Below are 16,242 nucleotides of genomic sequence, written 5' to 3'. Positions count from 1 at the left end.
GAAAAATTATTAGTTTTGTATTCCTAAACGACCTAAACAATAGGCCTAATCATAGTGGATATTTGGAATGTATATTATTTCTAGTATAATAATTAAAAATCAACTAGTTAGGTTTTTTCTAAAAAATATAAAAATATATGTCTAATCAAACAGAAGAAACTAAAAAAGAAACTACTCATTCATCTGATAGGATCAATAGTAGTGATAGAAACATAAAATTGAAATATCAAGAAAAAGAAAAAAGTTTCGATTGGACAAAATACGAAACTCATTTAAATAATGAGATAAAAAAAGAAAGAAAAAAGTGGGAAAAAATATACGAAGAAACTTTGCCAGATATCCACGAATTGGAAATATATAAGGGAATTGTTACAAATATTATGGATCACAATGTTATTGTAGATATAGGATTTAAAGCGGAAGGTTCGATTCCAATTAGAGAATTTAAAGAAAATTTGAATTTTGAAGTAGGAAGTAATATGGAAGTTATGGTTGTTAAAATGGATTATAAAGGGCAATGTATTCTTTCCTATCAAAAAGCAAAAACGTTAAGAAATTGGCAGAAAATTAATGAAGCATATACAAAAGAAGAAGTTATTTTAGGTTATGTAGCTGCTAGAACTAAAGGTGGCTTAATCGTAGAAATTTTTGATATTGAATGTTTTTTACCAGGATCGCATATTAATGTGAAACCTGTTCGAGATTATGATACTTATGTTGGGAAAACAATGGAGGTTAAAGTAGTTAAAATTAATCAAAAAACAAAAAATGTTGTCGTATCCCATAAAGTTTTAATAGAAAGAGATATTGAAGAGCAAAGAAAAGAAATGATTTCTAAATTAGATAAAGGTCAAGTTTTAGAAGGAAAAATAAAAAATATTCTTCCTTATGGTGCTTTTGTAGATCTAGGTGGAGTCGATGCTTTATTGCATATTACCGATATGAGCTGGCATCATATTAATCATCCTACAGAAGTAGTTCAATTAGAACAGGAATTAAAATTTGTTGTTTTAGGTGTAGATAAAGATAAAAATCGTGTACAACTAGGGTTAAAACAATTGCTCCCTCATCCTTGGAATTCTTTGGATGAAAAATTAAAAGTAGGAAGTAAAGTAAAAGGTAAAGTTAGTGTTTTAGCTGATTATGGTGCTTTTGTAGAAATTATTCCAGGTGTAGAAGCTTTATTGCATATTAGTGAAATGTCTTGGTCTTCCGATTTGTCTTCTACACAAGATTTTGTACAAATAGGAGATGAATTAGAAGCTATTATATTGACTATAGATCGTCAAGAAAGAAAAATGTCTTTGAGCATAAAACAACTTACTTCAGATCCTTGGATCGATATTCATAAAAAATATCCTATAGGATCAAAACATATGGGATTAATACGAAAATTTACTAATTTTGGAGTTTTTTTAGAATTGGAAAAAGGAATATCTGGAATTATTTATACAAAAGATCTTTCATGGATTAAAAAAATAAAACATCCTTCTGAATTTTGCAATATTAATGATCAATTAGAAGTAATTATTCTTTTTTTAGATTTTCAAACCAGAAAATTAAATTTAGGCCATAAACAATTAACGGAAAATCCATGGGATAAATATGAAAAAATTTATTATGTAGGGAGTATTCATAATGGAATGATAGAAAATTTATTGGATAAAGGAGCCTCTATTCAATTTAGAGATCAAGAAATAGAAGCATTTGCACCGTTTCGTTCATTAGAAAAAAAAGATGGAAGTATTCTTAAAAAAGGAGAAAAAATTAATTTTAAAGTTGTCGATCTTAATAAAGAAACTAAAAAAATTGTAGTTTCTCATACAGCAATTTATCGTGATAGAGATCAAAAAAAAGAACAACGTATGAGAAATAGAAAATTAGAAAAATCTACTCTTGGAGATATTGCCGGATTAGCTAAATTAAAAGAAAAAATAGAAAAAGAAAAAAAGTAAAAAAAAGGAAATTTCAATATTAAAAATGGAAACACACCCTATTGCAGAAAAAAAAGGATGGAAAGTAGAAAAAGATTTACCAGTATGGGCGAATAATGAACTGTATTTAACTACAATTAAAGGTGGATATTTATTAGATGGAGAAACTCCTTTTGAAGGATATAAAAGATTGTCTATCAATGCTGCAAAAATTCTTAAAAAACCAAATATGGAAGAAAAATTTTTTAAAATTTTATGGAGAGGATGGCTCATTCCTTCCACTCCAGTTATGGTTAATTTAGGAACAAAAAAAGGATTGCCTATTAGTTGTTTTTCTGGACGAATTGGTGATAGTATGTATGAGATATATAGAAAAAATTTAGAAATGGCTATTTTAAGTAAACATGGAGGAGGAACTTCTTATGATTTTAGTATAGTTAGACCTATTGGAAGTCCTATAAAAAATGGAGCATTAGGTTATTCGGATGGGATTATTCCTTTTATTAAATCATATGATAGTACTATTATTGCTAGTAAACAAGGAAGTACAAGAAGAGGAGCTGTAGCTATTTATTTAAACATAGAACACAAAGAATATCCAGAATTTTTAAAAATAAGAGAACCTAAAGGGGATATTAATCGACAATGTCATAATCTTCATCAGGGGGCGATTATTTCTAATTCTTTTATGGATAAAGTTTTAAAAAAAAATGGACAAGAAAGATCATTATGGATCAATACTCTTAAAGAACGTGTAAAAACTGGAGAACCATATCTTTTTTTTAAAGATAATGCTAATAAAAATATACCGGATAATTGGAAAAAATATGGATTAAAAATCCATCATAGCAATCTTTGTTCAGAAATTATGTTACCTACAGATGAAAGTCATACTCTTGTATGTTGTCTATCTTCATTAAACTTATATAAATATGTAGAATGGAAAAACACTAATACCGTTTTTTATGCAATTTTATTTCTTGATTCTGTTTTACAAGAATTTATTGATAAAGGAAAAAATATTCGGGGGATAGAAGATTCTGTTCGTTTTGCAGAAAAAAGTAGAGCCTTAGGATTAGGGGCTTTAGGTTGGCATTCTTATTTACAATCTAGAATGATTCCTTTTATTTCCGTAAAATCTGAAATATTAACTCATAAAATATTTAGAAAAATACAAGTAGAATCTCAAAAAGCAACTCAATATTTGGCAAAAGAATACGGAGAATCCGAATGGAATATAGGAACAGGAAGAAGAAATTTAACTTTGATGGCAATAGCTCCCAATAGAAGTTCTGCTAAATTAGCGGGTGGATTATCTCAAGGGATAGAACCTTTAGCTGCAAATATATATGTAGATGATGATTCAAAAGGTATGCATATTCGTAAAAATCCTTATTTGGAAAAAATTCTTAAAAAAAATGGATATAATATTCCAGAAATTTGGGAAAAAATTGCTAATGAAAAGGGGTCTTGTCTTAATTTAACGGCTCTTAGTGAAAAAGAAAAAAATGTATTTTTATGTTTTAAAGAAATTAATCAATTGGAATTAATAAAACAAGCAGGTATACGACAAAAATATCTTGATCAAGGTCAAAGTATAAATCTTGCTTTTCATCAAAAAACACCAGCAAAATTTATTAATAAAGTTCATATTGATGCGTGGAAAATTGGATTAAAAAGTCTCTATTATTATAGAAGTGAAAGCATACTACGTGCAGAATGTTGTAGGTGATACGAATAAAAAATAAATATATATAAAAAAAAAGGGCGGAGACTTACTCTCCCAGAAAAAACCAGTACCATCAGCGCTAATGTGTTTAACTTCTCTGTTCGGAATGGTAAAGAGGTGGATCCACATTGCTATAACCACCCATTATAAAAATTTCATAAATAAATATAAATATAAAAATAACATACATAAGGAAAGAAATATAAGCCTATGGGTAATTAGTACTACTTAGCTATGACATTACTGTCTTTACACTTATAGCCTATCAACGTTGTAGTCTTCAACGACCCTTAAAAGAAGCCTAATCTTGTGGTGAGTTTCGCACTTATATGCTTTCAGTGCTTATCTCTTCCGAACGTAGCTACTCAGCGATGCACCTGGCGATACAACTGATACACCAGAGGTTCGTCCAATTCGGTCCTCTCGTACTAGAATCAGCTCCACTCAAGCTTCTAACGCTCACAATAGATAGAGACCGAACTGTCTCACGACGTTCTGAACCCAGCTCGCGTGCCACTTTAATGGGCGAACAGCCCAACCCTTGGGACCTTCTTCAGCCCCAGGATGTGACGAGCCGACATCGAGGTGCCGAACCTCCCCGTCGATATGAGCTCTTGGGGGAGACTAGCCTGTTATCCCCGGAGTACCTTTTATTCTTTGAGCGATGGCCCTTCCATGCGGAACCACCGGATCACTATGCCCTACTTTCGTACCTGATCGACTTGTAGGTCTCACAGTCAAGCACCCTTATGCCATTACACTCTACACACGATTACCAAACGTGTTGAGGGTACCTTTGGGAGCCTCCGTTACCTTTTTGGAGGCGACCACCCCAGTCAAACTACCCACCACGCAATGTCCTCAATCAATAATTAAGTTAGATTTCAATTAAAAAAAGGGTGGTATTTCAAGGTTGACTCCATACTATCTGACGACAGTACTTCAAAGTCTCCCACCTATCCTACACATTTTTTAATCAAAACCAATACGAAGCTATAGTAAAGGTTCACAGGGTCTTTTCGTCCCATTGCGAGTAATCGGCATCTTCACCGATATTACAATTTCACCGAGCTCACGGCTGAGACAGTTTCCAGATCGTTACACCATTCGTGCAGGTCGGAACTTACCCGACAAGGAATTTCGCTACCTTAGGACCGTTATAGTTACGGCCGCCGTTTACTGGGGCTTCAGTTAAAAGCTTCGCCGAAGCTAACCTTTTTCTTTAACCTTCCAGTACTGGGCAGGTGTCAGACCCTATACATCATTTTTCAATTTAGCAGAGTCCTATGTTTTTGATAAACAGTCGTCTGGATATCTTCACTGCGACCTTCTTTTTTAAGGAAGGCAACCTTTATCCCGAAGTTACAGGTTAATTTTGCCTAGTTCCTTAGCCGTGAATCACTCGAGCACCTTAGGATTCTCTCCTTAACTACCTGTGTCGGTTTTGGTACGGATCACTTTTATCTGAAGCTTAGAGGATTTTCTTGGAAGCTCTTACCTGTACTATCCACTCGCCCGAAGGTTTATGGTACTATCATAGCTTAGCAAAATATACGGATTTTCCTATATATTTTATACCTAACTATTTCAACGTACACTTCCGTCCGTACGCGACAGTTTCATAACTCCGTCTTCTCATCGCAATAAAAGCAAGTACCGGAATATTAACCGGTTACCCATCGATTACACCTTTCGATTACATCTTAGGACCCGACTAACCCTCAGTTGATTAACATAGCTGAGGAACCCTTAGTTTTTCGGTGTGCGGTTTTCTCTCCCGCATTATCGTTACTTATACCTACATTTTCTTTTGTAATTACTCCACTATATTTTACAATATAACTTCAACGCTATTACAATGCTCCCCTACCGATTTTTCAATCCCATAGTTTCGGTGATATATTTATGCCCGATTATTATCCACGCTCAATCACTCGACTAGTGAGCTGTTACGCACTCTTTAAATGAATAGCTGCTTCCAAGCTAACATCCTAGCTGTCTGTGTAATTAAACTTTGTTTATACAACTTAATATATACTTAGGGACCTTAACTGATGGTCTGGGTTGTTTCCCTCTTGGACATGGATCTTAGCACCCATGCCCTCACTACCGTGAAACATAATAACAGCATTCGGAGTTTATCAGGAATTAGTAGGTGATGAAACCCCTTCATCCAATCAGTAGCTCTACCTCTGTCATATTTAACACGATGCTGCACCTAAATGCATTTCGGGGAGTACGAGCTATCTCCGAGTTTGATTAGCCTTTCACCCCTACCCACAAGTCATCCGAAGACTTTTCAACGTCAACCGGTTCGGTCCTCCACTATGTGTTACCACAGCTTCAACCTGCTCATGGGTAGATCACTCGGTTTCGCGTCTAATTCTTCCGACTAAATGCCCTATTCAGACTCGCTTTCGCTACGGCTCCATAGCTGAACTACTTAACCTTGCCGGAAAAATTAACTCGTAGGTTCATTATGCAAAAGGCACGTCGTCACCCTACTCCTAATAAAATTAAGAGGGCTCCGACAGCTTGTAAGCGTATGGTTTCAGGATCTATTTCACCCTTCTATTCGAAGTACTTTTCACCTTTCCCTCACGGTACTAGTTCACTATCGGTCTCTGAGTAGTATTTAGCCTTACCGGATGGTCCCGGTAGATTCAGACAAGATTTCCCGTGTCCCGTCCTAATCAGGTTACTACTAGGTTATTTTTCTATTTCGTATACAGGAATATCACCTTCTATGATTGATTTTTCCAAATCATTCTACTATATAAAAATAATCCTTTATTGTAGACCTACAACCCCACTATGGCCTAAACCATAATGGTTTGGGCTTTTCCGATTTCGCTCGCCACTACTAACGGAATCACTTTTGTTTTCTTTTCCTCTAGATACTTAGATGTTTCAGTTCTCTAGGTTAGCATTACTTTAAAAAAGTAATATCATATAGTTAATATGATAGGTTGCCCCATTCGGAAATCTGCGGATTAATTTGTATGTGCCAATACCCGCAGCTTATCGCAGCTTATCACGTCCTTCTTCGCCTCTCAGAGCCAAGGCATCCACCATACGCCCTAACTTAGCTTTTTTTTCTTTCCTCATTATAGTATGTTATTTCAAAGAACTTTATATATATCTTAAAAATGGAGAATATCGGAGTCGAACCGATGACCTCCTGCGTGCAAAACAGGTGCTCTAGCCAGCTGAGCTAATCCCCCCCCCCCTTTTTTTTTGGGTCTTTGGGAAAGTAGTCTCGCGCGGAATTGAACCGCGGACCTCTACATTATCAGTGTAGCGCTCTAACCGTCTGAGCTACGAGACTGATACAATTATTATTTATCATCAATCTCTCTCTTTACTACACTTATTTTTTTTATCTATCAATAGAAGAAACTTCTAGCCTGATTCCTTAAAATTTTTTTAAAAATATCTTAATTAAGATATATTACAAATTACTCTAAAAAAAGAGATGTTCCAGCCACACCTTCCGGTACGGCTACCTTGTTACGACTTAGCCCCAGTTATCGATTTTACCTTAATCAGTTCCTTTTATGGTCACCGATTTCAGGTCCCCCCGACTTCCATGGCTTGACGGGCGGTGTGTACAAGGCCCGGGAACGTATTCACCGCATCATGGCTGATATGCGATTACTAGCGATTCCAACTTCATAGAGTCGAGTTGCAGACTCCAATCCGAACTGAGATCGGTTTTTAGAGATTAGCTTCTGATTGCTCAGTAGCAACCCTTTGTACCGACCATTGTAGCACGTGTGTAGCCCAAGATATAAGAGCCGTGATGATTTGACGTCGTCCCCACCTTCCTCTCGACTTACGTCGGCAGTCTTGCTAGAGTCCCCGACATTATTCGTTGGCAACTAACAATGAGGGTTGCGCTCGTTGAGGGACTTAACCCAACACCTCACGGCACGAGCTGACGACAACCATGCAGCATCTTGTACTCCGTCCGAAGACTAAACTATTTCTAGCTTATTCGTAGTACATTTAAACCTTGGTAAGGTTCCTCGCGTATCATCGAATTAAACCACATGCTCCACCGCTTGTGCGGGCCCCCGTCAATTCCTTTGAGTTTCAACCTTGCGGTCGTACTCCCCAGGTGGATCACTTATCACTTTCGCTTAGCCACTGAATAATAAAATCCAACGACTAGTGATCATCGTTTACGGCGTGGACTACCAGGGTATCTAATCCTGTTTGCTCCCCACGCTTTCGTGCCTCAGCGTCAGTATAAATTTAGTAACCTGCTTTCGCGATCGGTGTTCTGTGTGATCTCTATGCATTTCACCGCTACACCACACATTCCAGTTACTCCAATCTAACTCAAGTCTATCAGTATCATTAGCCATTTTAACAGTTAAGCTGTAACATTTCACTACTGACTTAATAAACCGCCTACGCACTCTTTAAACCCAATAAATCCGGATAACGCTTGTGTCCTCCGTATTACCGCGGCTGCTGGCACGGAGTTTGCCGACACTTATTCGTCTAGTACCTTCAGAATTTCTATCACGTAGAAATTTTTATTCCTAAACAAAAGCAGTTTACAACCCATAAGGCATTCTTCCTGCACGCGGCGTGGCTGGTTCAGAGTTTCCTCCATTGACCAATATTCCTCACTGCTGCCTCCCGTAGGAGTCTGGTCCGTATCTCAGTACCAGTGTGGGGGATCACCCTCTCAGGCCCCCTACCGATCATCGTCTTGGTAGGCTTTTACCCCACCAACTAACTAATCGGGCGCATGCCCATCTTTTTCCGCATTTCTGCTTTAATAATATTTTCATGCGAAAATACTGTATTATAGAACATTAATCCGAGTTTCCTCAGGCTATTTTCTAGAAAAAGGTAGGTTACATACGTGTTACGCACCCGTCCGCCGGTCGCCATCAAAATCTAAATAAATAAATTTCATGCTGCCCCTCGACTTGCATGTGTTAAGCCCGCCGCTAGCGTTCATCCTGAGCCAGGATCAAACTCTTCGTTGTAAAAAAAAATATCAAATACGTAAAAATCTTAATTAATTTTTTAAATATTCTTTAATTAAAATCAGGTCTAGAAGCTACTTTTTTTTCAAATTAAAAAATAAAGAACAATTTTTTGAAAATTCGTATTATTTTTATGTAAAAATAATATTACAAATATATATATATTTTTTTTTGATAAAAAAAATAATTTAATTTTATTCTTAATCAAGAATAATACCTTGTATATTTGTTTTTTTTCTAATTTTAATTATGAGAACTTCAGATTTTAATTTCGAATTTCCATTAAATCTTTTATCCTATCAACCTACCCAAGAAAGAGACGAATCTAGATTAATGATTATTCATAGAAAAAATAAGAATATTGAACATAAGTTATTCAAAGATTTATATCAATATTTTGAAGAAGGAGATACTATCATTCTCAACAATACAAAGGTATTTCCAGCAAGATTATTTGGAAATAAAGAAAAAACAGAAGCAAAAATAGAAGTTTTTTTACTCAGAGAATTGGATATTATAGATCGAACTTGGGACGTCTTAGTTGATCCTGCAAGAAAAGTAAGAGTAGGAAATAAATTAAATTTTGGAAGTGGATTAACAGGAGAAGTAATAGATAATACCACTTCTAGAGGAAGAATTTTACAACTTCATTTTAATGGATCACATGAAGAATTAATAAAAAAAATAAAAGAATTAGGAAAAACACCTTTACCAAAATATATTAAAAGATTACCAGAAAAAAATGATGAAAAACGCTATCAAACTATTTATGCAAAAATTGAAGGGTCTGTATCTGCTCCTACAGCTGGATTTCATTTTTCAAAACATTTATTAAAAATATTAGAAATAAAAGGAATAAATTTAGTAGAAATTACTTTACATCTTGGATTAGGTAGTTTTTTACCAGTCGAAGTAGAAGATATATCCAAACATAAGATGGATTCTGAAAAATGTTTTATAGAAAAAAATGTATGTAGTATTATTAATAAAACTATGAAACAAAAAAAACGTGTATGTGTTGTAGGGACTTCATCTATGCGCGCTATTGAAAGCTCGGTTTCTTCTAGTAAATATTTAAATCCTTTTTCAGGATGGACAAATAAATTTATATTTCCTCCTTATAATTTTAGTATAGCTAATTCTATGATTACCAATTTTCATATGCCAAAATCTACATTACTTATGATGACAGCAGCTTTTTCTGGATATGAATTGATCATGAAAGCTTATAAAATAGCTATAAAAAAAAAATACAGATTTTATTCTTACGGAGATGCTATGTTAATTTTATAATATTATAATATAAATCTTAAAAAAACCATAATATTAAAAAATGAAATATTTAATATTATGAAAAAAATCCTTGAAAAGGTGAAAATTTCCATAAAAAAAGAAATGAAAATTTTCGAAAAACAATTCATTAATATTATACAAAGCAGCAAGGTATCTATTGTTAATAGAATTACACATTATATTACTAATAGAAAAGGGAAACAAATTCGTCCTATGTTTGTTTTTTTAATTGCAAAAATGTTAGGAAACATACAAAAAAAAACCTACCATACTGCATCTTTAATAGAGTTGATCCATACAGCTACTCTTGTCCATGATGATGTTATAGATAATAGCAATCTTCGTCGTGGAACTTTTTCTATCAATGCTATATGGAAAAATAAAATAGCTGTTTTAATAGGAGATTATTTACTTTCTAAAAGTCTTTTATTAGCTATAAATAATAATTATCATGATCTTCTTAAAATTATTTGTAGAACTATTAAAGATATGAGTGAAGGAGAATTATTACAAATGGAGAAAACTAAAAAATTAGACATTAACGAAAAAAATTATAATCAAATTATTTATCATAAAACAGCTAGTCTAATTGCAGCATCTTGTGAAGGAGGAGCACGTTCAGTAAATGCAGATGAAAAAACAGCTTTAAAAATGAAAAAATTTGGAGAATTTACTGGAATCGCTTTTCAAATAAAAGATGATTTATTTGATTATGAAGAATCTAATGAAAATTTAATTGGAAAACCTATTGGAATGGATTTAAAAGAAAGAAAAATTACACTTCCACTGATTTATGCTATTCAAAAATCTTCTCAAAAAAATCAAGAATGGATATTAAATTCTATAAATAATTATGATGAAAAAAAAAGAAATCAAATTATTGATTATGTTAAGGAAAATGGTGGGATAGAATATGCTAAAAAAAAAATGATAAAATTTCGTAATAATGCATTAAAAATATTAGATCATTATCCAAAAAGTACAATTAAAAAAGCATTAAAAACAATGGTTAATTTTATTATTGAAAGAAATATATAGAAAAAAATAAGTATTAACAATAAAATGAACAAAAATTTAGTAATTGTAGAGTCTCCTACTAAAGCTAATACTATACAAATGTTTCTTGGAAAAGATTTTTATGTAGTATCTAGTTATGGCCATCTTATAGATCTTCCAGAAAAAAAGATAGGAGTTAATGTAAAAAAAAATTTTCAACCTGATTATGTGATTTTATCTAAAAAAAGAAAAATAGTTCAAAATCTTAAAGAATTAATTAAAGATTATAATATAATATGGTTAGCTTCTGATGAGGATCGTGAAGGTGAAGCTATAGCTTATCAAATTTATAAAATATTAAATATTCCAAATGAAAAAATTCGAAGAATTGTTTTTCATGAAATAACAAAAAAAGCTATTTTTGATGCGATAAATAATCCTAGATTTATTAATTATAATCTAGTTTATGCACAACAAGCAAGACGGATTTTAGATAGATTAGTAGGATTTCAATTATCTCCTATTCTATGGAAAAAAGTTAATTCTGGTCTTTCAGCAGGAAGAGTACAATCTGCAGCAGTTAGATTGATAGTAGAACGAGAACAAAATATTCAAAATTTTATTCCTATTCCTGGATATCAAATATCTGGAATTTTTACTTACGAAAAAAAAATGATTCTTCATGCTAAATTGGAAAAGAAAATAGAAGGAGAAAAAAAAATGAAAAATATTCTACTATCATGTGTTAATGCAAGTTTTTTAATAAAAAAAATTATTCTTAAACAAGAAAAAAAAAGTCCTCCACCTCCATTTACAACATCTACTTTACAACAAGAATCTTGTCAAAGATTAAATTATTCTATATCTAAAACTATGTTTTTAGCTCAAAAATTATATGAAAAAGGATACATAACATATATTCGTACTGATAGTACCAATTTATCCAAAGAAATTTTATCCAAAATAAAGAATTATATTCTTTTTTTTTATGGAGAAAAATATTTATCTCAAAAAAAATTTTTATCTAATAGATTTTCTCAAGAAGCTCACGAAGCAATACATCCTACAGAAATTAAAAAAATATCTTTAGAAACTTTAGACTTATCTCAAAAACGTCTTTATCAACTTATATGGGAACGAACTATAATTGGTCAAATGACTGATTGTCAATTTTATATAAAAAATTTTTATATTCAATCTTCGAATTTAGACAATTATTTTATTTACAAAAAAAAAACCATTAAATTCGAAGGTTTTATGAAAATAAATAAAAAAAATATTTCTCACGAAAATAATAAAAAAAAATTATTAGAAATATTGAAAGAAGGAATTTTTTTACAGAAAAAAGAAATCATAGCGAAACAAATTTTTACAAAACATTTACCAAGATATAATGAAGCTACTTTAGTAAAAAAATTAGAAAAATTAGGAATAGGAAGACCATCTACTTATGTTCCTATTATTTCTAATATACAAAAAAGAGATTATATAAATACACAAAAAATTATTAAAAAAACGGAGATTCGTGAATCTTTTATTTTAAAAAAAAATGTTATTATTAAAAAAAAAGATGAAATTATTGAAATAGAAAAAAATAAATTCATTCCTACAGAAATGGGAATTATAATAACTGATTTTTTAAAAAAAAATTTTCAAGAAATCGTAGATTACAATTTTACAGCAAGTTTAGAAAAACAATTTGATAATATTGCAAAAGGAGAAGTATCCTGGAATAAAATTATTAAAAATTTTTATGATGAATTTCACAAAAAAATAGAACATGTAAAAAAAAATGTAGATAAAATTCATAAAATTCGTTTTCTAGGTATGGATCCAATATCTAATAAGAAAGTTTTTTCTAAAATAGCTCGTTTTGGTCCTATTGTTCAAATGGGAGAATTTAAAGATAAAGAAAAACCAAAATTTTCTCCTTTATTAATTCATCAAAAAATTGATACAATATCTTTACAGGATGCTTTAAAACTTTTAGAACTACCTAAATCTTTAGGATTATTTGAAGAATATGAAATACTTTTAAAAGTGAATAAATATAATATTTATATTAAACATAAAAATCAATCAATTCCTATTGAAGAAAAAATTTTTTTTGATTCATTGAATTTAGAAAAAGCTATTAATATTATATTAATAAGTAGAAAAAAAAATAGTTAACTATCAAAATATCTTTGATTTAAATATGTTGTAGGATATGCTTGATCATGTCCTGTACGTCTAACATGATCTAAATATTGAGGAATATAGGATAAAGCTTTTATTCTATCAGATAAAGACATTCTATTCCATAGATTTTCTGCCATTCTTTTTTTACCTACTTTATATCTATAATCTATCCAAAAACGGTTAAAAGATAAATCTGAAGGAATTTCCTCTATAGAAAAGTCCGCTTTTGTTTTTTTCATTTTATTTATAATAGATTCATTATAAGGGATATATTTTCCTATCCATATATAATGTGATAAAGAAAGTTTTTCGGGAAAGATCACTTCCCTTAAAAAACCATTAAGATCATACTTAAAAATAATCTCTCCAGATACTAAACGGCTTCTAAATATATATTCTTTACCTTTCATTTTTTTTTATTTCATTATCATTTATGAATAAAATTATTAACTATAATATATTTATTTGATAATGAAAATTAAAAAAAACTGAAAAAAATATTTTACATAATCTAAATCTATTTTTATTGTAATCTAAAAATAAAAAATAATTCCAAAAAATATCATAGATAAAATGATAAAAATTATAGATTTTTATTCTATAAAAAATAAATCAAAAAAAATAAATTATGATATTTTTTTCATATATTAACCTTTTTTTTATTCGATTAAATGTTGTATATCGTCCCTACTCCTATAGGAAATTTAGAAGATTTTACTTTCAGAAGTTTACGAATATTAAATGAAGTAGATTTTATTTTGGTAGAAAATTATAAAGTTTCAAAAAAATTGTTAAATTTTTATAATATTAAAACGCCTATAAAAAATTATCATATTTATAATGAACATAAAATAATTCCTTCAATTTTAGAAAAAATAAAAGAGGGAAAAAAATTAGCATTAATTTCTAATGCTGGTACCCCCAGTATATCTGACCCCGGTTTTTTATTGATTAGATCTTGTATTAAAAATTCAATTTCTATAGAATGTTTACCAGGTCCAACTTCAATTATTCCAGCATTAGTCATTTCAGGTCTTTCTATTAATGAATTTACATTTATTGGATTTTTACCAAAAAAAAAAAGAAAAATAAAACTCGAAAAATTGTCGATAGAAAATAGGACTCTTTTATTATATGAATCTCCTCATAGATTACTACGTACTTTAAACGATTTAAAATATTTTTTTGGATTGGAAAGAAATATCGTTATATGCAAAGAAATATCTAAAATTTTCCAAGAAACATTAAGAGGGAATATTAAGGAGATGATTTTATATTATAAAAATATAAAAAAAATATTGGGAGAATATATTCTTATTCTTGATAAAAAGAAATAAAAATATTAAATATATTTTTTTTTTATCAATAATTCTGCAATTTGTATTGCATTTGTAGCTGCACCTTTACGTAAATTATCTGCTACAATCCAAAGATTTAAAGAATTTAAACATGAATAATCTTTACGAATTCGTCCTACGAATACTTCATCTTTTCCATGAGAAAATAATGGCATAGGATAAATATTTTGTTTTGGATTATCTTGAACAATAATTCCTTTTTTTTTAAAAAAAATTTTATATATATGATCAATATTAGGTTTTTTTTTAAATGTTATATTTACACTTTCTGAATGACCTCCTATAACCGGAACGCGTACAGCAGTAGCTGTAATAGCTATATTGTTATCATTTATAATTTTTTTAGTTTCCTTCATCAATTTTATTTCTTCCATTGTATAACCATTTTTTACAAAAACATCACAATGTGGTAACACATTTTGATAAATAGGATATGGATAGATTTTTTCATAAGAAAAAAAACCATCTTTTTCCTTGTTCATTTGATTCAAACCTTTTTTTCCTGTCCCAGTAACCGATTGATATGTAGATACAATAACACGATCGATGCCATATTCTAAATGTAATGGATATAATATCATGACTAATTGAATAGTAGAACAATTAGGATTTGCAATAATTTTATCATCTTTAGATAAAGAAGAAGCATTTATTTCAGGAACTATCAGTTTTATTTTAGGGTCCATTCTCCATGCAGAAGAATTATCTATTACTGTTGCCCCAATTTTTGCAAATTGAGGGGCCCATTTTTTAGATACATCTGATCCAGATGAAAATAAAACAATATTAGGTTTTTTTGAAAATAATTCTCTAATACGAATGATTTTATATTTTTTATTATTATGAATAAATTCTTTTCCTATTGATTTTTCAGAAGCGGAAAGATATAATTTTTCTATTGGAAAATTCCTACATTTTAAGAGATCTACCATTACACGTCCTACCATTCCGGTGACTCCTACTATTCCTATTTTCATATTCAATTTAATTCAGATTATTATGGTGATATTATTTGGATTTTTATTTTACTTAATACAGATAAAGTTAAAAAATAATAAATAAAAAATATTACAGTATATTTTTATTTTCATTCTTAAATGAAATAGATATCATAGAAAAATGAAAAAAGGAAAAATAATTATTTTATCTGGTCCATCAGGATCTGGAAAAACAACTATATCAAAATATTTACTTTCAAAAATCCCAAAATTAAAATTATCTATATCATGTACTACACGTACTATACGGAATAATGAAAAAAATGGAAAAGATTATTATTTTATTTCTACAAATAAATTTTTTTCTAAAATAGAAAAAAATCATTTTTTAGAATGGGAAGAAGTTTATCCTAACATATATTATGGGACCCTAAAAAATGAAATATCCAAAATTTGGAATAAATGTCAACATGTTTTATTTGATGTAGATGTAAAAGGGGGATTATCTTTGAAAAAAAGATATCCATACGATACTTTATCCATATTTATTATGGTAAATTCCTTAAAAATACTAAAACAAAGACTTTTTTCAAGAAATTATGAGGATTTATCTCAAATTAAGATCCGTTTAAATAAAGCAAAAATGGAATGGGAATATGCAAGATTATTCGATATTAGATTACTAAATCTAAATTTAGATCAAACAAAAAAAAAAGTAATCCAATTAGTTTATAATTTTACAAAAAATCAAAGTTATTGTATTTAAAATATCAAAAATACGTCATTATCAATATGATAATAAATCAT

9 protein-coding genes, 2 tRNA genes and 3 rRNA genes are annotated in these 16,242 nt (G+C 30.2%); 7 read left to right on the top strand and 7 right to left on the bottom strand.

Annotated elements, in window-relative coordinates; all coding sequences use genetic code 11:
* Positions 1 to 137 precede the first annotated feature (137 nt).
* Together rpsA and DM780_RS01480 are read left to right on the top strand one after the other, a co-directional pair.
* Positions 138 to 1,955 (top strand): 30S ribosomal protein S1, encoded by a 1,818-nt coding sequence (rpsA, locus tag DM780_RS01485; RefSeq protein ID WP_110548701.1) that lies wholly within the window; start codon positions 138 to 140, stop codon positions 1,953 to 1,955.
* Positions 1,956 to 1,980: 25 nt separating this feature from the next.
* Entirely contained in the window at positions 1,981 to 3,666 is a 1,686-nt protein-coding gene (locus DM780_RS01480; protein WP_110548700.1) for a ribonucleoside-diphosphate reductase subunit alpha, read from the top strand.
* A 30-nt stretch (positions 3,667 to 3,696) separates the two neighbouring features.
* Here the strand turns inward: DM780_RS01480 and rrf are convergent.
* From rrf to DM780_RS01455, 5 genes are all read right to left on the bottom strand, one after another.
* Positions 3,697 to 3,808 (bottom strand): 5S ribosomal RNA (gene rrf, locus DM780_RS01475).
* Positions 3,809 to 3,861: 53 nt separating this feature from the next.
* Positions 3,862 to 6,759 (bottom strand): 23S ribosomal RNA (locus DM780_RS01470).
* A 54-nt stretch (positions 6,760 to 6,813) separates the two neighbouring features.
* Positions 6,814 to 6,887, bottom strand: a tRNA-Ala gene (locus DM780_RS01465).
* Between the two features lie 30 nt (positions 6,888 to 6,917).
* Positions 6,918 to 6,991 (bottom strand) — tRNA-Ile (locus DM780_RS01460).
* 140 nt (positions 6,992 to 7,131) lie between these two features.
* A 16S ribosomal RNA gene (locus DM780_RS01455) occupies positions 7,132 to 8,669 on the bottom strand.
* The 16S, 23S and 5S rRNA genes sit together here with 2 tRNA genes alongside, the layout of an rRNA operon.
* Positions 8,670 to 8,918: 249 nt before the next feature.
* On the opposite strand from DM780_RS01455, the gene queA reads away from it, so the two are divergent.
* Genes queA through topA form a run of 3 tightly spaced genes read left to right on the top strand, consistent with a single transcriptional unit; the run spans position 8,919 to position 13,130 of the window.
* The gene (queA, locus tag DM780_RS01450) at positions 8,919 to 9,962 is read left to right on the top strand and encodes a tRNA preQ1(34) S-adenosylmethionine ribosyltransferase-isomerase QueA (protein WP_110548699.1); all 1,044 of its coding nucleotides are present in this window, start codon (positions 8,919 to 8,921) and stop codon (positions 9,960 to 9,962) included.
* 57 nt (positions 9,963 to 10,019) lie between these two features.
* On the top strand, positions 10,020 to 11,000 hold the full coding sequence (locus tag DM780_RS01445; protein ID WP_110548698.1) for a polyprenyl synthetase family protein: 981 nt from the start codon (positions 10,020 to 10,022) through the stop codon (positions 10,998 to 11,000).
* A gap of 24 nt (positions 11,001 to 11,024) precedes the next feature.
* Positions 11,025 to 13,130, top strand: coding sequence for a type I DNA topoisomerase (gene topA / locus DM780_RS01440; protein WP_110548697.1), 2,106 nt, complete (start codon positions 11,025 to 11,027; stop codon positions 13,128 to 13,130).
* Here the strand turns inward: topA and DM780_RS01435 are convergent.
* Positions 13,127 to 13,549 (bottom strand): hypothetical protein, encoded by a 423-nt coding sequence (locus DM780_RS01435; protein WP_110548696.1) that lies wholly within the window; start codon positions 13,547 to 13,549, stop codon positions 13,127 to 13,129. The genes topA and DM780_RS01435 overlap by 4 nt on opposite strands.
* Positions 13,550 to 13,810: 261 nt before the next feature.
* Between DM780_RS01435 and rsmI the strand changes: the two genes are divergently transcribed.
* The gene (rsmI, locus tag DM780_RS01430; RefSeq protein ID WP_110548695.1) at positions 13,811 to 14,476 is read left to right on the top strand and encodes a 16S rRNA (cytidine(1402)-2'-O)-methyltransferase; all 666 of its coding nucleotides are present in this window, start codon (positions 13,811 to 13,813) and stop codon (positions 14,474 to 14,476) included.
* Between the two features lie 5 nt (positions 14,477 to 14,481).
* Here the strand turns inward: rsmI and DM780_RS01425 are convergent, their stop codons facing one another.
* Positions 14,482 to 15,474, bottom strand: a complete 993-nt coding sequence (locus DM780_RS01425; protein WP_110548694.1) for an aspartate-semialdehyde dehydrogenase — start codon at positions 15,472 to 15,474, stop codon at positions 14,482 to 14,484.
* Positions 15,475 to 15,616: 142 nt separating this feature from the next.
* Between DM780_RS01425 and gmk the strand changes: the two genes are divergently transcribed.
* Entirely contained in the window at positions 15,617 to 16,201 is a 585-nt protein-coding gene (gene gmk, locus DM780_RS01420; protein WP_110548693.1) for a guanylate kinase, read from the top strand.
* Positions 16,202 to 16,242 lie beyond the last annotated feature (41 nt).

The organism is Blattabacterium punctulatus, from assembly GCF_003226695.1.
Classification (GTDB): Bacteria; Bacteroidota; Bacteroidia; order Flavobacteriales; family Blattabacteriaceae; genus Blattabacterium; species Blattabacterium punctulatus.
Note: the sequence above shows the minus strand (reverse complement) of the source record. Positions and strands in the feature narration are given on the sequence as shown.

Coding starts and splice junctions, on each gene's coding strand:
- gmk (WP_110548693.1), top strand. CDS start 15,617: ATGAAAAAAGGAAAAATAATTATTTTATCTGGTCCATCAGGATCTGGA.
- queA (WP_110548699.1), top strand. CDS start 8,919: ATGAGAACTTCAGATTTTAATTTCGAATTTCCATTAAATCTTTTATCC.
- rpsA (WP_110548701.1), top strand. CDS start 138: ATGTCTAATCAAACAGAAGAAACTAAAAAAGAAACTACTCATTCATCT.
- DM780_RS01480 (WP_110548700.1), top strand. CDS start 1,981: ATGGAAACACACCCTATTGCAGAAAAAAAAGGATGGAAAGTAGAAAAA.
- DM780_RS01445 (WP_110548698.1), top strand. CDS start 10,020: ATGAAAAAAATCCTTGAAAAGGTGAAAATTTCCATAAAAAAAGAAATG.
- rsmI (WP_110548695.1), top strand. CDS start 13,811: ATGTTGTATATCGTCCCTACTCCTATAGGAAATTTAGAAGATTTTACT.
- topA (WP_110548697.1), top strand. CDS start 11,025: ATGAACAAAAATTTAGTAATTGTAGAGTCTCCTACTAAAGCTAATACT.
- DM780_RS01435 (WP_110548696.1), bottom strand. CDS start 13,549: ATGAAAGGTAAAGAATATATATTTAGAAGCCGTTTAGTATCTGGAGAG.
- DM780_RS01425 (WP_110548694.1), bottom strand. CDS start 15,474: ATGAAAATAGGAATAGTAGGAGTCACCGGAATGGTAGGACGTGTAATG.